At 53.3% G+C, this 18,831-nt stretch carries 22 protein-coding genes and 1 riboswitch; of the genes, 17 read left to right on the top strand and 5 right to left on the bottom strand.

Annotation, left to right across the window (positions count from 1 at the left end):
* Positions 1 to 11 precede the first annotated feature (11 nt).
* From pduE to pduA, 5 genes are read right to left on the bottom strand one after another with little or no spacing between them, the layout of a single operon-like run.
* Positions 12 to 530, bottom strand: a complete 519-nt coding sequence (pduE, locus tag OGY04_RS19180; RefSeq protein ID WP_003030243.1) for a propanediol dehydratase small subunit PduE — start codon at positions 528 to 530, stop codon at positions 12 to 14.
* Between the two features lie 14 nt (positions 531 to 544).
* A complete protein-coding gene (pduD, locus tag OGY04_RS19175) occupies positions 545 to 1,219 on the bottom strand; it encodes a propanediol dehydratase medium subunit PduD (RefSeq protein WP_003834131.1) in 675 nt (224 codons plus the stop codon).
* Between the two features lie 10 nt (positions 1,220 to 1,229).
* Positions 1,230 to 2,894 carry a propanediol dehydratase large subunit PduC gene (gene pduC / locus OGY04_RS19170; protein WP_003030249.1) on the bottom strand — a complete coding sequence of 555 codons (1,665 nt, stop codon included), beginning with the start codon at positions 2,892 to 2,894 and terminating at the stop codon, positions 1,230 to 1,232.
* Positions 2,895 to 2,912: 18 nt separating this feature from the next.
* Positions 2,913 to 3,725 carry a propanediol utilization microcompartment protein PduB gene (gene pduB, locus OGY04_RS19165; RefSeq protein WP_003834129.1) on the bottom strand — a complete coding sequence of 271 codons (813 nt, stop codon included), beginning with the start codon at positions 3,723 to 3,725 and terminating at the stop codon, positions 2,913 to 2,915.
* Positions 3,725 to 4,006, bottom strand: a complete 282-nt coding sequence (gene pduA / locus OGY04_RS19160; protein ID WP_003030255.1) for a propanediol utilization microcompartment protein PduA — start codon at positions 4,004 to 4,006, stop codon at positions 3,725 to 3,727. Before pduA ends, pduB begins: the two co-directional genes overlap by 1 nt.
* 525 nt (positions 4,007 to 4,531) lie before the next feature.
* Here pduA and pduF point away from each other — a divergent pair.
* The 17 genes from pduF to OGY04_RS19075 all read left to right on the top strand — a co-directional run bounded on the left by pduF (position 4,532) and on the right by OGY04_RS19075 (position 18,827).
* A complete protein-coding gene (gene pduF / locus OGY04_RS19155) occupies positions 4,532 to 5,341 on the top strand; it encodes a propanediol diffusion facilitator PduF (RefSeq protein WP_003030258.1) in 810 nt (269 codons plus the stop codon).
* Positions 5,342 to 5,544: 203 nt separating this feature from the next.
* Positions 5,545 to 6,456, top strand: coding sequence for a transcriptional regulator PocR (gene pocR, locus OGY04_RS19150; protein WP_003834122.1), 912 nt, complete (start codon positions 5,545 to 5,547; stop codon positions 6,454 to 6,456).
* 332 nt (positions 6,457 to 6,788) lie between these two features.
* Positions 6,789 to 6,963: riboswitch (cobalamin riboswitch) on the top strand.
* Positions 6,964 to 7,051: 88 nt separating this feature from the next.
* Positions 7,052 to 8,431 carry a cobyrinic acid a,c-diamide synthase CobB gene (locus tag OGY04_RS19145; RefSeq protein WP_286585863.1) on the top strand — a complete coding sequence of 460 codons (1,380 nt, stop codon included), beginning with the start codon at positions 7,052 to 7,054 and terminating at the stop codon, positions 8,429 to 8,431.
* Positions 8,428 to 9,387 (top strand): adenosylcobinamide-phosphate synthase CbiB, encoded by a 960-nt coding sequence (gene cbiB, locus OGY04_RS19140; RefSeq protein ID WP_286585862.1) that lies wholly within the window; start codon positions 8,428 to 8,430, stop codon positions 9,385 to 9,387. The genes OGY04_RS19145 and cbiB overlap by 4 nt, the downstream gene beginning before the upstream one ends.
* Positions 9,388 to 9,397: 10 nt before the next feature.
* Positions 9,398 to 10,030, top strand: a complete 633-nt coding sequence (locus tag OGY04_RS19135) for a cobalt-precorrin-8 methylmutase (RefSeq protein ID WP_128612314.1) — start codon at positions 9,398 to 9,400, stop codon at positions 10,028 to 10,030.
* The gene (gene cbiD / locus OGY04_RS19130; RefSeq protein WP_048216005.1) at positions 10,027 to 11,163 is read left to right on the top strand and encodes a cobalt-precorrin-5B (C(1))-methyltransferase CbiD; all 1,137 of its coding nucleotides are present in this window, start codon (positions 10,027 to 10,029) and stop codon (positions 11,161 to 11,163) included. Before OGY04_RS19135 ends, cbiD begins: the two co-directional genes overlap by 4 nt.
* Positions 11,157 to 11,762, top strand: a complete 606-nt coding sequence (locus tag OGY04_RS19125; RefSeq protein ID WP_103014233.1) for a cobalt-precorrin-7 (C(5))-methyltransferase — start codon at positions 11,157 to 11,159, stop codon at positions 11,760 to 11,762. The genes cbiD and OGY04_RS19125 overlap by 7 nt, the downstream gene beginning before the upstream one ends.
* A complete protein-coding gene (locus OGY04_RS19120; RefSeq protein ID WP_008785138.1) occupies positions 11,752 to 12,321 on the top strand; it encodes a decarboxylating cobalt-precorrin-6B (C(15))-methyltransferase in 570 nt (189 codons plus the stop codon). Before OGY04_RS19125 ends, OGY04_RS19120 begins: the two co-directional genes overlap by 11 nt.
* Positions 12,314 to 13,087: a cobalt-precorrin-4 methyltransferase gene (locus OGY04_RS19115; RefSeq protein ID WP_003030275.1), complete on the top strand. Its 774-nt coding sequence runs from the start codon at positions 12,314 to 12,316 to the stop codon at positions 13,085 to 13,087. The genes OGY04_RS19120 and OGY04_RS19115 overlap by 8 nt, the downstream gene beginning before the upstream one ends.
* A complete protein-coding gene (gene cbiG, locus OGY04_RS19110) occupies positions 13,068 to 14,123 on the top strand; it encodes a cobalt-precorrin 5A hydrolase (protein ID WP_003834107.1) in 1,056 nt (351 codons plus the stop codon). The genes OGY04_RS19115 and cbiG overlap by 20 nt, the downstream gene beginning before the upstream one ends.
* Positions 14,123 to 14,848, top strand: coding sequence for a precorrin-3B C(17)-methyltransferase (locus OGY04_RS19105; RefSeq protein ID WP_003030278.1), 726 nt, complete (start codon positions 14,123 to 14,125; stop codon positions 14,846 to 14,848). Before cbiG ends, OGY04_RS19105 begins: the two co-directional genes overlap by 1 nt.
* Positions 14,845 to 15,630 carry a cobalt-precorrin-6A reductase gene (locus OGY04_RS19100; protein WP_008785136.1) on the top strand — a complete coding sequence of 262 codons (786 nt, stop codon included), beginning with the start codon at positions 14,845 to 14,847 and terminating at the stop codon, positions 15,628 to 15,630. Before OGY04_RS19105 ends, OGY04_RS19100 begins: the two co-directional genes overlap by 4 nt.
* Positions 15,631 to 15,640: 10 nt before the next feature.
* Positions 15,641 to 16,435 carry a sirohydrochlorin cobaltochelatase gene (gene cbiK, locus OGY04_RS19095; protein WP_008785135.1) on the top strand — a complete coding sequence of 265 codons (795 nt, stop codon included), beginning with the start codon at positions 15,641 to 15,643 and terminating at the stop codon, positions 16,433 to 16,435.
* Positions 16,432 to 17,145, top strand: coding sequence for a cobalt-factor II C(20)-methyltransferase (locus tag OGY04_RS19090; protein WP_100272195.1), 714 nt, complete (start codon positions 16,432 to 16,434; stop codon positions 17,143 to 17,145). Before cbiK ends, OGY04_RS19090 begins: the two co-directional genes overlap by 4 nt.
* Complete coding sequence (cbiM, locus tag OGY04_RS19085) at positions 17,142 to 17,879, top strand: cobalt ECF transporter S component CbiM (protein WP_003834098.1); 738 nt, start codon at positions 17,142 to 17,144, stop codon at positions 17,877 to 17,879. The genes OGY04_RS19090 and cbiM overlap by 4 nt, the downstream gene beginning before the upstream one ends.
* Positions 17,880 to 17,881: 2 nt before the next feature.
* A complete protein-coding gene (locus OGY04_RS19080; RefSeq protein ID WP_003030289.1) occupies positions 17,882 to 18,163 on the top strand; it encodes an energy-coupling factor ABC transporter substrate-binding protein in 282 nt (93 codons plus the stop codon).
* Positions 18,150 to 18,827 carry an energy-coupling factor ABC transporter transmembrane protein gene (locus tag OGY04_RS19075; RefSeq protein ID WP_286586017.1) on the top strand — a complete coding sequence of 226 codons (678 nt, stop codon included), beginning with the start codon at positions 18,150 to 18,152 and terminating at the stop codon, positions 18,825 to 18,827. Before OGY04_RS19080 ends, OGY04_RS19075 begins: the two co-directional genes overlap by 14 nt.
* Positions 18,828 to 18,831: the final 4 nt, after the last annotated feature.

Below are 18,831 nucleotides of genomic sequence, written 5' to 3'. Positions count from 1 at the left end.
CTTTCCCTGAGTTAGTCGTCGCCTTTGAGTTTTTTACGCTCAACGTACAGCGCTGCCGCTTCACGAACGAAAGCTGCACAGATTTTTGCCTGATAACGATTTTCGAGATCGTCGGCGATAGCCATCAGCTCATCTTTTGTTGAGCGGTACGGGCGCAGCGCGTTGTAGATCTCAAGAATGCGATCGTCAGGAACAGCGGTTAGCTCGGCTGCGCGCTCGAAGTTCATCGCCAGCCTGTCACGTCCGGCATCTTTGGCGATTTCCGCCTGCAGGCGCAGTGTTTCAGGGGTGATGCGCATGTCCTGCGCGGTCACTTTGTTGCTCAGAACATTTTCAAGCGTGAAGTCGTCCAGCGTTTTGTTGGTCGCAGTTTTTACCCACTCAGGATGTTTATTCGCGAGAGGGTAATCCGTGACTTTCGCGGTATGTGCTGATGAACTCGCCGCGGGCGGAGTCGCAGACTCGCCTTGCAGGCTGTTCATCCGGCTCAACACATCCCGAACCATCGATTCAATTGCGTCGGTATTCATGGAGGTATCCTTTATCAAAGCGCCACGCGCAGTTCCTGCGGGTTTTTGCCTGTCACAACGTATTTGGTCTCTTTAATGTGCAGAATGGCTGATTTCGCCTGGTACTTAGGACGGGCCATCTGGTCATTCAGAGTAGGGACCGGTTGCGGAGATTCACGCTTGGCATAACGCGCGGCGTTTTTACCGATCTGACGATAGGTTTCCAGCGTCAGAAGCGGTGCCTGAGGGAACAGCTCCAGGTTTGAAAGCGGCGGTAACCCCTGCTGGTGGATAACCGTGGTACCTTTTGACTGGATGCCGATAGAGATCCCGGAACCGCTCAGACGGTTCCCCTCAACGGCGACAAACGCCACATCGGAGGATTTAAAGCAGCGGATAACGCGCGCTTTAATGCCTTCTTCTTCAATACCGGCAATCACTTCGCGCAAGATATTCTTATGCGGGATACCTACGATATTGACGGTTTGCGAGAGCCCGAATGCCGGCCCTACGGCAATAATCACTTCGTCCTGTTGCTGGCCTTGTTTGGCTTCACCAATCTCGGTCAGAAAGCTGTCTCCCTGTGTCGCCGCAGCCTGAGGTGCGCTTGCCGCTGTAGATGCGCGGAAAGAGACGGGTTTGTCGCTGGTCTGCATTTCAGACAACACATCTTCAATTATCTGGCGCAGTAGTTTTTCATTAATTTCCATTTTTCACCCCTTAGCCAAGCTCGTTGGGATCAAGTGCGCCAGGGATGTTTTTGATTTCTTCCCAGCGTTCGCCCTGCAGGCGATAACCTGTTGCCGGACCGGCATAGTCGTTAACATCATTGACGGCGGATAGCACCTGTCCGTCGCCAACGATAATGGCGGAGGTATGCAGGTAATCCCCGGTTAACTTGGCTTTCTGGATGTTGAGCATGTCCTGAGCGACATCGGTAAATCCGCCCTGAGCAAGGGCTTTCACCACTTCCAGACCGTTACGGTTTTTATTGATGATCTCTTGTGCAAACTTGATGTCTTCAACGATGTTACGTTCCGGCATATCTTTCGAACCGTGGGCGTAGGTCGCAGCTTCCACTTCTTCATCAGTGATTGGTGGTAATCCCATCCCGGCAAAGACGGCCTGCAGCGCACGTGCCGCTTTGTTACGAATGGCGATAACGTCTTCTTCGCGAACCGGGCGCAGACCGCCGTCTACTTTCAGGTCGCGCTGAAGAACGTTGTAGTCGTCAAAATCTTCAGCATCCTCGTTCGAACCCGCAAACATGTTGTCGTAGTTCGGCACCGCGGAATAACCAGAAGAAATGAAGTCAGTACCCGGCAGGAACTGCATCAGCAGACGCGCAGTACGACGCATATCCGAGTGGGTAAAGGTTTGGTCGTTGCTGGAGGCGCATTCCAGATCCAGAGAGGAACAAATCAGGTTTTCAGCCAACACTGCACGAATGCCTGACGGCACGGCGGAAGGGACACCGATGCAGCTTACTGAACCGTTTTGCAGGCCCTGTACGCCCGCAGCTTTGGTGATGTAAATGCAGCGGGCTTCCAGATAAAGCATTGATTTGCCTTCGGCGTAACCCATCTGAACTTCTGAGCCAGAGCCGGAGGTAAAGCGCATTTTCAGACCACGGGATGCGTAGGACGAGGCGAGGAAGCCTTTCGACCATGGCGTGTCATCGCCGTCGGTAAAGACGGGTTCAGTACCATAGACGGAGATGGTTTCCGCGTAGCAGGTGTGGCCTAGCATGCCGAGTTTAAGTTCGGTAGCTTCTTCCAGCGAGCACTGGGTTAATACGCCCGGGCGTCCAACCTGTGAGCCGACTAACAGCGCAATGGCGTTAAATGGCGCATAACGTGCAACGGCAACGGTTGTTTCCTGTTCGTCAAACCCGCGCCATGCGCCTTCAGCGGCATCAGCGGCAATCTGCACCGGGTTATCTTTGACGTTAGTGACGTGCGCTTGTTGAGATGGTGTACGACGAGCACGCATTTTCTGCATCGCCATCATCATCTCAACGACGTTCATATGGGACACCACTTCGACAATTTTTGCCGGCGTCATTGCGGTGGTCAGCGGCACAATGTCTTTGCGCTTCACGTTAGGGTCGCAAAGCATATTGGCCAGTTTGACCGAGTCCATCGCCATGACCTCTTCAGCGCGCGCCAGGTTAATGCCATAGCGGGCAATGAAATGGTCGATTAAGTCAAATTCACTGGCGGATTTACCGTCCAGTTCAGTGACTGTACCGTTGACGATTTTAATCGACGGTTTGGGGTCGTTCGGGCTTTCCATCGCAATGAAGCCTTCTTCGATCCACTCCTTAACGAAACCATCCTGATTCACAGGGCGCTTCGCCAGTGCTTCAAATCTTTTCGATCTCATGAATCAGCCTCACTGATATCAGATGTAGGACGGACGATCGTTTTTCGGCTCTGAGCCGAGGGTCCCGAGTACGGTTTTACCGATTTCACGGGCGGAGATAACGGCCTGACGAACAGCGCCAGAGTCACCCGAAATAACCAGAATGGCTTCGTTACTGAAGCTGGTGCCATGGGCAGGGGAGCTGTAGGCCACAACTTCCACGTTGGCGGATTTCAGGGCCGTATCGGCCATCAGGACACCAACGGATGCTGGCGCGCCGACGATAACGCCACAGGCACGGCCAATCGGTGCGCCAAAGGCTTTTTCCAGCGCGTAGCTGGCGCGTGCGGTGTACTGCATTTCGATGTGACCGGCTTCGTTGGCATAAACATCGCCAAAGGTGCGATCCAGTTCTTTCAGTGCGACTTCAATGCCGCGTTTCACGTCGGAAACATCGTTGCCACCAAGAATAATCAGCGAGCCATGACCTGCGCCGCCTTTGGTATCACGTGGTAACTCAATACTGACGACTTCAGTATTGGTGGCTTTTACCGCTTCATCGGCGGCCATGATGTGCGGGCCTGCGCCAGTACGGGCGCCAAGGATGCCAATGGAGCGATACCGTTTTTCAAGTTTCATCGCGTCCAGTAGGGCGCTGTCTACGTTGGCGATTACCAGACCGACGGTGTCGCCAATCGCGGTACCGACAAACTCCGTTAAACTGCAGCTTTTCTCTGCCATAGCCGTTTCTCGTGTTGGAGGATTATTTTCAGGGATAGCCTGCTGTTCCGGCGTTGCCACGCGAGCAATCACCTGCGCCATGATCTGTTCAACCAGCTCATTGCTGCTCATTAGCTAATTCCCTTCGGTAAGATTTTTTCTACATCGGTATGCGGGCGTGGGATGACGTGTACGGCTTTCACTTCTCCCACATTACGGGCTGCGGCGGCACCTGCATCTGTTGCTGCTTTGACTGCGCCGACATCGCCACGGACAATGACTGTTACCAGCCCCGAACCAATTTTTTCGTAGCCGACCAGCATTACATTGGCTGACTTCACCATTGCATCTGCGGCCTCTATGGCTGCAGTTAAGCCTTTGGTTTCTACCATTCCTAACGCTTCTTGTTGCATAAAGACCTCGCCTGGGTTGTCCCGATTTTCATGACTATAAAAAGAAGCGAGGAAAAAGAATGGCTGAGTTGAAAGTAAGAGTGAAAAAATAGTGGGGTTATGGTGAGATAAAATTGCCATATATCATTATAACAATTTGTTTTTGTTGGTTATTTTTAGTTTAGGTAATGTGACTATTTGGTTATGTTAATTCCATATTTACACTTTTCCGAGTGACAGTTTAAATATCATTTGCTATGCGAGAAAAATGAAATTGTGATGATCGTTTGAAAATGGAATTCTGCTGTTCGCAATATTTTATTATTTTGAAAATGTACTTTTAATAGGGTAAATCCTCGTTTTACCGCCTGCTTTAATAAAGGTGATAGCAAGAATTTGCTATCACAACACGATTTTTAAGGGCATGTCGCTTGCAGATTGCCAACAATTTGCCGATACAGATTTTTATAGTAAGCCTTGAAGTAATCTTCCTGCCAGCAAGGAGTCCGCTGGTAAAGACACGAACTCTGCTTAGAAGGTGTCACAATGAACGATTCACTAAGAGCGCAATGTATTGCTGAGTTTTTGGGTACCGGACTATTTTTGTTTTTTGGTATTGGGTGCCTGAGCGCCCTGAAGGTCGCGGGTGCCAGTTTGGGATTGTGGGAGATCTGCATCATATGGGGCTTGGGGATCTCGCTTGCAGTTTACCTGACAGCCGGGATTTCTGGGGCCCATCTCAACCCCGCTATTACCATCGCACTTTGGTTGTTTGCCTGTTTTCCGGGTCGTAAGGTACTACCTTATTCTGTCGCTCAGATAGCGGGGGCCTTTGGTGGCGCTATGCTGGCCTATTTGTTGTACGGCAGCTTATTTATTGAGTATGAATCAGCCCATCAAATGGTACGCGGTAGTCTGGAAAGCCTGCAACTTGCCAGCATTTTTAGTACGTATCCTGCCGCCGCACTGAGTGTCTGGCAGGCCGCACTGGTCGAAGTGGTGATTACCTCCATTCTGATGGGGATGATTATGGCGCTAACGGACGACGGTAACGGTGTTCCCAAAGGCCCGTTAGCACCACTGCTGATTGGTATTCTGGTTGCTGTTATCGGCGCATCAACCGGTCCACTTACCGGCTTTGCGATGAACCCGGCACGTGACTTTGGTCCTAAATTGTTTGCCTGGATGGCCGGGTGGGGTGATGTTGCGATGACCGGGGGGCGCGATATCCCTTATTTCATCGTGCCGATTGTGGCACCCATCATCGGCGCCTGTGCGGGCGCAGCAATTTATCGTTATTTTATTGGCAAAAATTTACCGTGTAATTCGTGTAAGTTGGAGGAAAACGAGAGCTAGCTTCACGAAAGATGTTTATTATTGAAAGGTAAAAACTGTTTTCGTGATCCGGTTTCCTGAACGGCTTAAAAAGTCTCCCAACAATGGGAGACTTTTGTTATGTTCAATGCTGACTTTCATCAGAGCGCTGGATCGCGAGATGAAAATGAATGTGTGAATAATATGTTTTATTTATAACAATAAATTAACTGAGAGGTTTTATCATGATTTCTGCGAGTGCCCTGAACTCAGAACTCATTAATAAAATCGCACAGGATTTTGCACAGGCCACCAGTCTGGCTGTTGTGGTTGTCAATATTCACGGTGATGAAATTTCTGAGCTTTTTAATTTCACTCCTTTTTGCCAGTTGATGCGCCAGCATCCTCAGCATAGTACGCGTTGTCGTATGAGCGACCGCTGTGGAGGGTTGGAAGCCTCTAAATCCGATCAACCCTGCATTTATCGCTGCCATGCCGGGCTTACCGATTTCTCAATTCCGCTGGTCATCGCGGGACACCTGGTAGGGTTCGTGCTTTGTGGACAAGTACGCTTAAGTAACGATGTAGGCCTCGTTGATATTCTGAACGTCGATGACCGCTGGCAAGCCGATCCAGAGCTGGTAAACGAGTTCCGTAATGTACCTGAAATGGACTATTCTCGCGTCATTGCTTCAGCGGATTTACTCAAGCTCATCGTCGAAAATTGCCTTAAGAAACAACTTAATTTTGTTGTTATCAAAGATAACCCGCAGCAGTCAGAGCCGGTACGCGCTAACCGTAGTACCAACCCTCATGACAGTAAAATGAAAAAAGCCCTGCGCTATATTGATGCACATTTATCAGACGATCTACGTCTGGAAGATGTTGCCTCTCATGTTTTCCTTAGCCCGTACTATTTCAGCAAATTGTTCAAAAAATATCAGGGTATTGGTTTTAACGCATGGGTAAACCAGCAAAGAATGGCCAGTGCCAAAGAGCTGCTTTGTCACAGTGACTGGAGCATAGCCAGCATTGCGCGTAATTTAGGCTTTTCGCAAACAAGTTATTTTTGCAAAGTTTTCCGCCAGACCTATCAGGTTACGCCGCAGGCATTTCGCCAGCAAATAAATGTCATTTCACGCGGTGAATCCGCTTAAATAGCAATATTTTGCTATTGCCGATTTTTGATATCGGGCGCTATGTTAGTCATTATAAAATGAAATGTGACAACAGCAGTCAATAAATTGTCATAGCGCAACAAAATAATGGTATTAGAGGGATAAACTGCACCAGTTTTTATTTTTGTGATGAGATACAGTGTCTGTGTGAATGACTTTCTTTATTCTTGGCTGATACTTTCATTCAAAAAGTGAACGTATGAATAAGTGGGTTAAGGCCAGAAAATTGGCTGAATGAACTCGGAAAGATATTAAATTGAATTATTGTCATGAGGTCGTGAATTTACCTCATAACAGAGAGCTTAATTAACCAGGCTCTTGAACTGACAGGTTTGCCACATTTGTGGTAGGGAAGGGGGTGAGAATCCCCCGCAGCCCCCGCTGCTGTGATGCTGACGACCCCGTATGGACCACTGATCGCAAGATTGGGAAGGACGGGTGAGGATGACGCTAAGCCAGAAGACCTGCCTGTCAGTGACTACCAACAACTTCGGTGGGAAGTGGGTGGTTCAGATGCATACAGTCGAGAGACTGGGTATCTCTACACCCCTACCACCCTGAACAGGATCAGGGTATGGCGGCCAATTTTCACGCATTTGTTCTTGCAGGTACCGGAAGCGGCTGTGGTAAAACCACGGTGACGCTGGGCTTGTTGAGCTTGTTGAAAAAACGCGGTTTGCGCGTCCAACCTTGCAAAGTGGGTCCTGATTACCTTGATACCGGCTGGCATACAGCGGTATGCGGTACCGCTTCCCGCAATCTTGATAGCTTCATGCTTCCCGTCCCCACGCTGCACGCTCTATTCAACGAGCAGATGCAACATGCGGATATCGCCGTTATTGAAGGTGTGATGGGGCTGTATGACGGCTATGGTACCGACCCAAACTACTGCAGCACCGCCGCGATGGCTAAACAGTTAGGCTGTCCGGTCATCTTACTGGTTGATGGCAAAGCCGTTTCCACTTCAATCGCCGCAACGGTAATGGGTTTTCAGCATTTTGATCCCACCCTGAACATCGCCGGGGTTATTGTTAATCGGGTTAACAGCGAAACGCATTACCAGTTACTGAAAGTCGCAATCGAACGTTACTGCGATGTACCCGTCTTGGGCTACGTACCCCGTATGGAGGGCGTTGCCCTTCCCGAACGTCATCTGGGTTTAGTAACCGCACGTGAGTCGGTTATCAATCAGCAACCGTGGCAGGCTTTTGCCGCGACGCTGGAGCAAACCCTTGATATCGACGCGCTTCTGACATTAAGCCAGTCAACCAATCTTCCTGCTGGCGAATGGCCCGCGCTTCCTGCCGCAGACGCCGGAGCAGGGCTAACGGTTGCCATTGCCGATGACGAAGCCTTCAACTTCTACTACCCGGATAACATTACGCTGCTGGAACGTACGGGGCTTAAAGTTGTCCGTTTTAGCCCGTTGCACGACACCTGTTTACCGGACTGTCAGATGATCTGGTTAGGTGGCGGATATCCAGAGCTACACGCTGCGGCGCTGGCTCGCAATGTCTCGATGCTGAATCAACTGCGAGAGGCACATCAACGTGGCGTCGCGATTTATGCAGAGTGCGGCGGGCTGATGTATCTCGGCAGTTCGCTTGAGGACAGCAACGGCGATACCTGGCTGATGGCGGATATCATTCCCGGCCACAGCAAAATGGGGAAACGTCTGACCCGATTTGGCTACTGCGAAGCGCAGGCCGCGCAGCAAACATTGTTAGCTGCAGAAGGCGAAGTGCTGCGCGGACATGAATTCCACTACTCCGATTTTACTCCTGAAACGCCAGCGGTAATGAACTGTCGCAAAGTGCGCGATGGTAAAACGCTGCAAGCCTGGTCCGGCGGCTGGCAGGTCGGAAACACCTTCGCCAGCTATCTACACGTTCATTTTGCTCAACGTCCGCAGATGCTTAACCATTGGCTGGCAGCCGCGAGGTGTGCGCTATGACGATCCTTGCATGGTGTGTTGCCTGGCTGATTGATTTTATCATCGGCGATCCGCAGAACTGGCCGCATCCGGTGCGCTGGATTGGCAATCTGATTTCTGCCGTGCAGCGAGTTATTCGGCGTTATTGCCATAGCGACCGTGCGCTGCGCATCGGCGGCGCGGTGATGTGGATTGTGGTGGTTGGTCTGACCTGGGCTGTGTCCTGGGGCGTGCTGGCACTGGCAGAATCTATTCATCCCTGGTTGGGGTGGGTGGTAAAGGTATGGATGATCTTTACCGTGCTGGCCGGACGCTGCCTGGCAAAGGCCGCGCAGGATGTCGAACGTCCGCTACGGGCCGGTGACCTTGCTCAGAGTCGGGAAAAACTATCGTGGATTGTGGGGCGTGATACCTCACAGCTGCAACCGCAGCAGATCAATCGCGCGGTGGTGGAAACCGTGGCTGAAAACACCGTAGACGGCATTATCGCACCGTTGTTCTTTCTCCTCCTCGGCGGTGCGCCCCTGGCGATGGCCTACAAAGCGGTAAACACCCTTGACTCCATGGTGGGCTACAAACATGAAAAATACCGCGCTATTGGTATGGTCAGCGCGCGTCTGGACGATGTCGCGAACTTTATTCCTGCAAGACTGAGCTGGCTGCTGCTGGGTGTGGCGGCATTTTTATGCCGTAAAGACGGCTCGCGAGCTTTACAGATTGGCTGGCGCGATCGCTACAACCACAGTAGCCCAAACTGTGCGTGGTCAGAGGCATCCGTAGCTGGGGCATTAGGCATTCGGCTGGGTGGTCCTAATGACTACTTTGGCGAGCGCGTTGAGAAACCGTGGATCGGTGATGCACAACGCGACATTTCGGTAGACGACATTTCCCATACGATTCGACTGATGTGGGTGGCATCGACGCTGGCACTGGCGCTGTTTATTGCGCTGCGGTGGCTGTGGGTCGGTGTAGCCTGAGGACAACATAATGCAATACATCCAGCAACCCCAAGCGATTGAAGCCAAAAGTTTCGACATTATTGGCGAGATCATCCGTGAAACCCGTCCGGACTATCAGTTTGCCAGTCCGTTACATGAAGCCATTATCAAGCGGGTTATTCACACGACGGCAGATTTCGACTGGCTGGACATTCTGTGGTTTTCCAGTGATGTGCTGGAGCAGTTTTGTGCGGCGCTTAGCCGTTCGAGCGTGATTTACACCGATACCACGATGGCGCTTTCCGGGATCAATAAAACGCTGCTGGCAAAATTCGGCGGTGAATGCCGCTGCTACATCAGCGACCCGCGGGTTGTGCGTACGGCAAAAGAGCAGGGTATTACCCGGTCCATGGCGGCAGTCGACATTGCGGTGAAGGAAGAGGGGGAAAAGCTGTTTGTCTTTGGCAACGCGCCGACTGCGCTGTTCCGCCTGCTTGAGCATGATGTTGCCGTCAGCGGTGTGGTGGGGGTACCGGTCGGGTTCGTTGGTGCTGAAGAGTCGAAAGTTGCCCTGACCCAAAGCAATTTGCCCGCCATTGCAGCGTTAGGCCGCAAAGGGGGAAGCAATGTTGCCGCCGCTATCGTCAACGCCATGCTTTATCATATGCAGGGGGCGCGATGAGCGAGGCCTTCGATACGCCGGTGTGGCACAACGGTAAAGCGCTGCGTAAAGGGTATACCACGGGATCGTGCGCCACGGCGGCGGCAAAAGTTGCCGCGTTGATGGTATTGCGCCAACACCTCATCCATCAGGTTTCCATCGTGACGCCTTCCGGGGTGACGCTGTGCCTGAACGTGGAGTCACCGCATATCGAAGGGCAGCAGGCAATAGCGGCCATCCGCAAAGACGGTGGAGATGATGTGGACGCCACCCACGGCATGCTGATTTTTGCCCGTGTGACGTTAGACGATAGTGGCGTGATTGCCTTACAGGGCGGTGAAGGGGTCGGTACGGTAACCCGCAAAGGGATTGGCCTGCCGGTGGGCAGTTCGGCGATTAACCGTACACCTCGCCAGACCATTGAATCTGCCGTCCGCGAAGCGATTGGCCCAAATCGTGGGGCGCAGATTGAAATCTTCGCGCCAGAAGGCGAAGAACGGGCGCAAAAAACCTACAACTCTCGCCTTGGCATTCTTGGCGGCATTTCGATTATCGGCACCACGGGTATTGTCACGCCGATGTCAGAAGAGAGCTGGAAGCGTTCACTGTCGCTTGAGCTGGAAATTAAGCGGGCGGCAGGGCTGGAGCGTGTTGTACTGGTGCCGGGAAACCACGGCGAGCGTTTTGTGCGCGAGCAGATGGGTATCGACACCCAGGTTGTGGTCACCATGAGCAACTTTGTCGGTTACATGATTGAAGAAGCCGTACGTCTGGGGTTCCGACAAATCGTACTGGTGGGGCATCCCGGTAAGCTCATCAAAATCGCGGCGGGGATCTTCCACACTCATAGCCATATTGCCGATGCCCGCATGGAAACGCTGGTGGCTCACCTCGCGCTACTTGGCGCACCGCTGGAACTGCTGACGTTGGTCAGCGAGTGCGATACCACCGAAGCGGCGATGGAACATATCGAGGCGTACGGTTTCCAGCACATTTATGACCATCTGGCTCAGCGCATTTGTATGCGTGTCCTGCAAACATTGCGCTTTACCAAAAATCCACCGACCTGCGATGCCATCATGTTTTCTTTTGATAATCAGGTTCTTGGAAGTAATCGTCCGGTCGCAGAAATTGCTGAGGAGATGCAATGTTAACCGTTGTAGGGATGGGCCCCGCCGGTTTGCATTTGATGACGCCTGCGGCACGAGAAGCGGTCGCGACGGCGGATGTTCTGGTCGGTGGAAAGCGGCATTTGCAGCAATTCCCGGATTTTGCCGGTGAACAGTTTGCTCTTGGCGCCAATATCCCGGAACTCCTGAGCTGGATTAGCGCGCACCAGGAGAAGCACGTTGTGGTACTGGCGTCTGGCGATCCCCTGTTTTACGGCATCGGGACGCGCATGGTGGCGCATTTTGGTATTGAGAATGTGCGGATTATTCCCGGCATTAGTGCGGTGCAGTACCTGTGCGCGCAGTCCGGTATTGATATGAACGATATGTGGCTGACCAGTAGCCATGGCCGCAGCGTCTGTTTTGATGAGCTGGCGCGACATAACAAGGTGGCGATGGTGACTGATGCGCTGTGTGGCCCGCGTGAAATCGCGCAGCAGCTCATTGCCCGAGGCAAGGGGCATCGCTGGATGGTGATTGGCGAAAACCTGGCGATGGAAAACGAACAGATCCATTTCCTGCCTGTGCGTGAAGTTAACGCTGAATATGACATGAATGCAGTGGTGATCCTTGATGAAAGATGAGCTGTTTCTGCGTGGAGAGAAAGTGCCGATGACCAAAGAAGCGGTACGCGCACTTGCCCTCTCAAAACTTGAATTACACCGCGCCAGTCACCTGATTGATATTGGTGCCGGAACCGGCAGCGTGTCGATAGAGGCGGCGTTGCAATATCCCGGATTACGTGTAACGGCCATCGAACGTAACCCGGCTGCGCTCAGGTTGCTGGATGAAAACCGCCAGCATTTTGCCTGCGCAAATATCGATATTTTTCCCGGCGTTGCTCCCATGACCATCGCGGAAAAAGCCGATGCCATTTTTATGGGCGGCAGCGGCGGCCATCTGACCGAACTGATTGACTGGTCGATGCGCCAATTGCATCCCGCAGGGCGTTTGGTGATGACGTTTATCCTCCAGGAAAACCTCAACACCGCGCTGGCACATCTGGATCATCTTGGCGTACAGGGAGTGGATTGCCTGCAGCTACAGGTTTCCTCGCTTACCACGCTTGGCAATGGTCACTATTTTAAACCGAATAACCCCGTATTTGTTATCGCCTGTCAGAAGGAAGGAAACCATGTCTGAGATTTTTGATCCCCGTAGCGTGTGGTTTGTTGGCGCAGGTCCTGGCGATCGCGAGCTGATTACCCTCAAAGGTTACCGGTTGCTGCAGCAGGCGCAGGTTGTTATCTACGCCGGATCGCTGATTAACACTGAATTGCTGGAGTATTGCCCTGCCGGTGCTGAATGTCACGACAGTGCCGAACTGCATCTGGAGCAGATCCTTGATCTGATGGAAGCCGGAGTGAAAGCGGGCAAGACCGTTGTGCGCCTGCAAACCGGCGATGTCTCGTTGTACGGTTCCGTACGCGAGCAGGGTGAGGAGCTGACCAAACGCGGGATTGACTGGCAGGTGGTGCCCGGCGTCAGCGCGTTCCTCGGCGCGGCGGCAGAGCTGGGAGTTGAGTATACCGTGCCCGAAGTTTCACAGAGCCTGATCATTACGCGCCTGGAAGGCCGCACCCCGGTACCAGAGCGTGAACAGCTGGAGTCTTTTGCCAGCCACCAGACATCAATGGCTATTTATCTTTCCGTCCAGCGCATTCATCGGGTGGCTGAGCGTCTGATTGAAGGCGGCTATCCGGCGACCACGCCCGTGGCGGTGATCTATAAAGCGACCTGGCCGGAAAGTCAGACCGTGCGCGGGACCCTGGCGGATATTGGCGACAAGGTTCGCGATGCGGGCATCCGTAAAACGGCCCTTATTCTGGTCGGTAATTTCCTGGGCTCGGAGTATCACTACTCCAAACTCTATGCGGCGGACTTTAGCCATGAATACCGTAAAGCCTGAGTCAATTGCGCTTTTTTGCCTGACTCCTGGTGGCGTTGTGCTGGCGAAACGTCTGGCAGCCATGCTGCCGGTCACCTGTTTTACCAGTGAAAAGCTGCTGGAGGAGGGGTTTATTCCCTTTGAAAACGGCTTTGCGAATACCGCCCGCGAAGCGTTTACGAATTACTCGGCGCTGATTTTTATCGGTGCGACCGGTATTGCGGTGCGCGTACTGGCCCCGCTGGTCAACGACAAGTTTTGCGATCCGGCGGTGGTGGTCATTGATGAACGTGCCCAGCATGTCATCAGCCTGCTCTCCGGCCACGCGGGCGGTGCCAATGCGTTGGCGCGTTATCTGGCGGGCATGTTGGGCGCTGACCCGGTTATCACTACCGCGACGGATGTGAACGATATGGCGGCACTGGATACGCTGGCATTTCAACTGAATGCCCGGATGAGTGATTTCCGTTCGGCGGTGAAGATCGTGAACCAGATGCTGGTCAGCAATAAGCGGGTTGGTTTGTGGTGGGATGACGAACTGACGCAGGATGTCAGCCATTGCGACCGGCGCGGATTTATCACGGTTACCGATCTCAACCAGCTCCCTGAACTGGATGCGTTGGTGTGCATCACCTTACGCACCAATTTACCTGACCTGCCTGTTCCGCACTGGAAGTTGGTGCCACAGCGCGTTGTAGCCGGAATCGGCTGTCGCCGTGATACGCCGTTCCCTCTGCTGGCCGCGCTGCTTGCCCGGCAGCTCGAAGCCCAACAGCTCGATCCGTTGGCGCTAAAAGCGATTGGCAGCATCACGCTGAAAAAAGATGAACAGGGACTTATCCAACTGGCTTCGTGCTGCCGCGTTCCTTTCGAAACCTTTACCGCTGACGCGCTGCGTGAGCATGAGCACCGTTTTCCAGCCTCATCGTTTGTTCGCAAAACGGTGGGTACAGGAAGCGTTTCCGGTCCTGCAGCCTGGCTGTTGAGCCACGGAAAACTGTTAGGCGAGACCCTGCGAGAACAGGGCGTCACTATCACTTTGGGAGTTTCACACTGATGTTAAGCGTAATTGGAATTGGCCCTGGCTCGCAGGCAATGATGACCATGGAAGCCGTTGAAGCACTGCAGGCAGCGGAAATCATCGTTGGCTATAAAACCTACACCCATCTGGTAAAAGCGTTCACGGGTGACAAGCAGGTGATCAAAACCGGAATGTGCAAAGAGATTGAACGCTGCCAGGCGGCGATCGAACTGGCACAGGCGGGTCACAACGTGGCGCTGATCAGTAGCGGTGACGCGGGGATTTACGGTATGGCCGGGCTGGTGCTCGAACTGGTCAGCAAGCAAAAGCTGGATGTTGAGGTCAGGCTAATACCAGGCATGACCGCTAGTATTGCCGCGGCCTCTTTGCTGGGCGCGCCGCTGATGCACGACTTCTGCCACATCAGCTTAAGCGATCTGTTAACGCCGTGGCCGGTTATCGAAAAACGCATCGTTGCCGCCGGTGAGGCAGACTTTGTTATCTGTTTCTACAACCCGCGCAGTCGGGGGCGCGAAGGTCATCTGGCGCGCGCATTTGAGCTGCTTTCCGCCAGCAAAAGCGCACAAACGCCGGTGGGTATTGTGAAGTCTGCCGGACGTAAAAAGCAGGAAAAATGGTTAACCACGCTCGGTGAAATGGATTTCGAACCGGTTGATATGACCAGCCTTGTGATCGTGGGTAACAAAACAACCTATGTTCAGGACGGCCTGATGATCACGCCACGAGGTTATGTGCTGTGAATTACGGTGATGTGCTGGTCATGGGCGGTACGAGCGATGCGCGCATGCTGTGCCAGCAACTGGATGCGGCAAACGTGGCCTATACCCTGTCAGTTGCAACCCCAACAGGGAAACAACTGGCGGGAGATATCAAAGGCCAGGTGCGCTGCGGGCGTCTGGAGCGCGAACAAATGATTGCCTGGCTACAGGAAAATCGGACGCGCTGGGTGATCGATGCCTCGCATCCGTACGCCGAGGTGGTGAGCCGCAACATCATGAGCGCCTGCGAAGCGGCGGGCGTACTGCTGAGCCGCTACCAGCGTCCTGAGCAGTTGAGTGGTTTAACTCACCCGCACCTGTATACCGTACAAAGCATTCAGCAAGCCTGTGAGTTGGCGCGACGTTTCGGCGATCGTGTGCTGCTGACGACCGGCAGTAAAGATCTGGCTATCTGGCGCGAAGGGTTGCCTGAAAAAACGCTGCTGGCGCGCGTTCTGCCTGTTCCTGAGGTCATTCAGCAATGCGCGGATCTGGGATTTGGCGTCGGTGAAATCTTCGCACTGTGCGGACCGTTTAGCGCCGAGTTCAACGCCGCGTTTTATCGCCAGTGCCAGGCTGATGTGGTGATCACCAAAGCATCTGGCGCTGAAGGTGGTTATCAGGAAAAGGTTCAACCCTGTCTGGATGCCGGAATCCCCTGCATCGTGATTACACGTCCGGCACCGTTGGTGACGGGAGAAGAGTTACTGGAAAGTCAGGCCGCCTTTGGGGCGCGTTTAACGCGCTGGCTGGCCACTGCTTAAGGAGTTTGAGATGAAAAAGGCGCTTCTGGTGGTCAGTTTTGGCACCAGCTATCACGACACCTGCGAGAAAAATATTGTGGCCTGTGAGCGCGATCTTGCAGCTAGCTGCCCTGATCGCGACCTGTTCCGGGCGTTTACCTCCGGGATGATAATCCGCAAGCTCAAGCAGCGAGACGGTATTGAAATCGACACGCCGCTGCAGGCGCTGCAAAAACTGGCGGAGCAGGGGTATCAGGATGTGGCTATTCAGTCGCTGCACATTATTAATGGTGACGAATACGAAAAAATTGTCCGCGAAGTGCAAAGTATGCGTCCGCTGTTTTCACGCCTGACGCTGGGTGTACCGCTGCTGAGCAGCCATGAAGATTACGCACAGTTGATGCTGGCGCTGCAACAGCAGATGCCGGCGCTTGGCGAAAGTGAAAAAGTGGTCTTTATGGGACACGGTGCCAGCCACCATGCTTTTGCCGCCTATGCCTGTCTCGACCACATGATGACGGCGCAGCGCTTTCCCGCGCGGGTTGGGGCGGTGGAAAGCTATCCGGAAGTGGATGTGCTGATTGAAAGTTTATCTCAGGAAGGGGTGACGGCGGTGCATCTGATGCCGCTGATGTTAGTCGCTGGCGACCATGCCATCAACGATATGGCCTCCGACGAAGATGATTCCTGGAAAACGTTGTTCAATGCAGCAGGGATACCGGCTACGCCGTGGCTTAGTGGTCTGGGTGAGAACCCGGCGGTTCGCGCCATGTTCGTGGCACATTTACAGCAGGCGCTTAATGTGGCGCTGGAGGAAGCAGCATGAGCGGAAAACTGTATGCACTGAGCACCGGGCCAGGTGCTTCCGACTTGATTACCGTGCGTGCCGCACGCACGCTGGGCGCGCTGGATATTCTCTATGCGCCTGCCGGGCGTAAAGGCGGTGACAGTCTGGCATTGTCGATTGTACGTGAGTATATCGGTGAACAGACCGAAGTCCGCTGCTGCCATTTTCCTATGAGTGCCGATAGCGCTGAAAAAGAGGCCGTCTGGGATGAAGTTGCTGCCGCGCTGGTTCAGGAAGTCGAGGCCGGTAAGCAGGTGGGGTTTATCACTCTCGGCGATGCGATGCTGTTCAGCACCTGGGTCTTTTTACTTCAGCGTATTGGTTGTCCTGAATGGCTGGAAATCGTTCCTGGCGTCACGTCTTTCGCCGCGATTGCCGCGCGTTCCAAAACGCCGCTCGCTATGGAGCAGCAGTCACTGGCGGTGGTCTCCTGTACCGCACCGGAAGCGGAAATCCAGCAGGCATTAAAACAGCATGACAGTCTGGTGTTGATGAAAGTGTACGGTCGTTTTGCGCGTATTAAAGCGCTGCTACAACAAGAGGGTTTGTTGGACTGTGCATTAATGATGTCTGAAGCCACGCTGCCAGGTGAACAGTGCTGGCGTCATCTCGATGAGGTGAGCGACGATCAGCCGCTGCCTTATTTCTCGACCATTCTGGTCAATAAACAGTGGGAGTATGCACAATGAAGCTTGAACAACAGCTAAAACAGCTGTCTTTCAGCGGGTTGGCTGCGGCGCTATTACTGATGATTGTTCCTGAACAAGCGTTCGCCATGCACATTATGGAAGGTTTCTTGCCGCCGATGTGGGCGCTGGCCTGGTGGCTGCTGTTTTTACCCTGCCTGTGGTACGGACTGGTACGTCTGCGCCAAATTGTGCAGGAGGATAACCACCAGAAGGTTTTGCTGGCCCTGTGTGGCGCTTTTATTTTTGTGCTGTCGGCGCTGAAAATTCCTTCCGTTACCGGAAGCTGCTCACATCCTACCGGTGTAGGCCTGGCGGTTATCCTGTTTGGACCGGGCGTGGTAGCCATCCTTGGGGCGATTGTCCTGCTGTTCCAGGCTCTGCTGCTGGCACACGGTGGTTTGACAACGCTCGGCGCGAACGGCATGTCGATGGCGGTAATTGGCCCGGTAGTGGGTTACATGGTGTGGAAAATGGCCTGCCGCGCAGGGCTGCGTCGTGATGTCTGCGTCTTCCTGTGTGCGATGCTGGCGGATCTCGTCACCTATTTCGTGACCTCGGTACAGCTGGGCGTTGCGTTCCCGGATCCCTCTGCTGGTGCTACCGGCTCAATCATTAAGTTCATGGGGATTTTCTGCCTGACGCAGATCCCAATTGCGATTGCGGAAGGGTTACTTACCGTGCTGATTTACGATCAGCTAACCAAACGCCAGTTGATAACCGCACAAGGGCATTAACGATGAAAAAGACGCTGATTATATTGGGCATGGTAGTGGCGCTGGTGATACTGCCGTTCTTTATCAACCACGGTGGGGAGTACGGCGGGTCAGATGGTGAGGCGGAAAGCCAGATTCAGGCTATTGCCCCGCATTATGAGCCCTGGTTCCAGCCGTTGTATGAACCCGCAAGCGGTGAAATTGAAAGTCTGCTGTTTACGCTCCAGGGATCGCTTGGCGCAGCCGTGATTTTCTATATCCTGGGTTACACCAAGGGTAGGCAACGCCGTGATGACCGGGCTTGACAGGCTTAGCTATCAAAGCCGTTGGGTTCATGTCTCGCCGGTGCGGAAATTTCTGCTCTGGCTGGTGATGATGATTCTGGCGTTTACTCTGCCCCCATTGGGGCAGGGTATTGAGCTTTTACTTATTGCCACGCTGAGCTGCTGGCTGCTGCGTATTTCCTTCTGGCGCTGGTGCCGTTGGATGGCATTGCCGTTTGGTTTTCTCACGGTTGGCGTGGTGACCATTTTGTTTAGCATCAACCGCGATCCACAGACGCTGTTGGCCAGCATACCTGTGGGAAGTTACTGGTTGGGGATCAGTGCACCAGGTGTGGTAACCGCCAATGAAACCTTCTGGCGCAGCCTTGCCGCGCTGGCGGCAACTTTCTGGCTGGTACTGAATCTGCCGTTTCCGCAATTAATTATCTTACTCAAACGCGCGCATGTTCCTCGCCTGCTAACTGAGCAGATCCTGCTGACCTGGCGGTTTATTTTTATCCTGTTAGACGAGGCGCTGGCTATTCATCGCGCACAAACGCTGCGTTTTGGTTATCGTAGCTTGCCGTTGGGCTACCGCTCTCTGGCAATGCTGGTGGGATTGCTGTTTACCCGCGTGTTGATCCGCTACCAGCAAATGACCACCACACTGGATATCAAACTGTATCAGGGTGATTTTCACCTGTAAGGAA

Source organism: Citrobacter sp. Cpo091, assembly GCF_030332645.1.
GTDB lineage: Bacteria > Pseudomonadota > Gammaproteobacteria > Enterobacterales > Enterobacteriaceae > Citrobacter > Citrobacter portucalensis.
The sequence above is the reverse complement of the archived record's forward strand: the minus strand, read 5'-3'. Positions and strand labels throughout refer to the sequence as shown.

Coding starts and splice junctions, on each gene's coding strand:
- pduE (WP_003030243.1), bottom strand. CDS start 530: ATGAATACCGACGCAATTGAATCGATGGTTCGGGATGTGTTGAGCCGG.
- pduD (WP_003834131.1), bottom strand. CDS start 1,219: ATGGAAATTAATGAAAAACTACTGCGCCAGATAATTGAAGATGTGTTG.
- pduC (WP_003030249.1), bottom strand. CDS start 2,894: ATGAGATCGAAAAGATTTGAAGCACTGGCGAAGCGCCCTGTGAATCAG.
- pduB (WP_003834129.1), bottom strand. CDS start 3,725: ATGAGCAGCAATGAGCTGGTTGAACAGATCATGGCGCAGGTGATTGCT.
- pduA (WP_003030255.1), bottom strand. CDS start 4,006: ATGCAACAAGAAGCGTTAGGAATGGTAGAAACCAAAGGCTTAACTGCA.
- pduF (WP_003030258.1), top strand. CDS start 4,532: ATGAACGATTCACTAAGAGCGCAATGTATTGCTGAGTTTTTGGGTACC.
- pocR (WP_003834122.1), top strand. CDS start 5,545: ATGATTTCTGCGAGTGCCCTGAACTCAGAACTCATTAATAAAATCGCA.
- OGY04_RS19145 (WP_286585863.1), top strand. CDS start 7,052: ATGGCGGCCAATTTTCACGCATTTGTTCTTGCAGGTACCGGAAGCGGC.
- cbiB (WP_286585862.1), top strand. CDS start 8,428: ATGACGATCCTTGCATGGTGTGTTGCCTGGCTGATTGATTTTATCATC.
- OGY04_RS19135 (WP_128612314.1), top strand. CDS start 9,398: ATGCAATACATCCAGCAACCCCAAGCGATTGAAGCCAAAAGTTTCGAC.
- cbiD (WP_048216005.1), top strand. CDS start 10,027: ATGAGCGAGGCCTTCGATACGCCGGTGTGGCACAACGGTAAAGCGCTG.
- OGY04_RS19125 (WP_103014233.1), top strand. CDS start 11,157: ATGTTAACCGTTGTAGGGATGGGCCCCGCCGGTTTGCATTTGATGACG.
- OGY04_RS19120 (WP_008785138.1), top strand. CDS start 11,752: ATGAAAGATGAGCTGTTTCTGCGTGGAGAGAAAGTGCCGATGACCAAA.
- OGY04_RS19115 (WP_003030275.1), top strand. CDS start 12,314: ATGTCTGAGATTTTTGATCCCCGTAGCGTGTGGTTTGTTGGCGCAGGT.
- cbiG (WP_003834107.1), top strand. CDS start 13,068: ATGAATACCGTAAAGCCTGAGTCAATTGCGCTTTTTTGCCTGACTCCT.
- OGY04_RS19105 (WP_003030278.1), top strand. CDS start 14,123: ATGTTAAGCGTAATTGGAATTGGCCCTGGCTCGCAGGCAATGATGACC.
- cbiK (WP_008785135.1), top strand. CDS start 15,641: ATGAAAAAGGCGCTTCTGGTGGTCAGTTTTGGCACCAGCTATCACGAC.
- OGY04_RS19090 (WP_100272195.1), top strand. CDS start 16,432: ATGAGCGGAAAACTGTATGCACTGAGCACCGGGCCAGGTGCTTCCGAC.
- cbiM (WP_003834098.1), top strand. CDS start 17,142: ATGAAGCTTGAACAACAGCTAAAACAGCTGTCTTTCAGCGGGTTGGCT.
- OGY04_RS19080 (WP_003030289.1), top strand. CDS start 17,882: ATGAAAAAGACGCTGATTATATTGGGCATGGTAGTGGCGCTGGTGATA.
- OGY04_RS19075 (WP_286586017.1), top strand. CDS start 18,150: ATGACCGGGCTTGACAGGCTTAGCTATCAAAGCCGTTGGGTTCATGTC.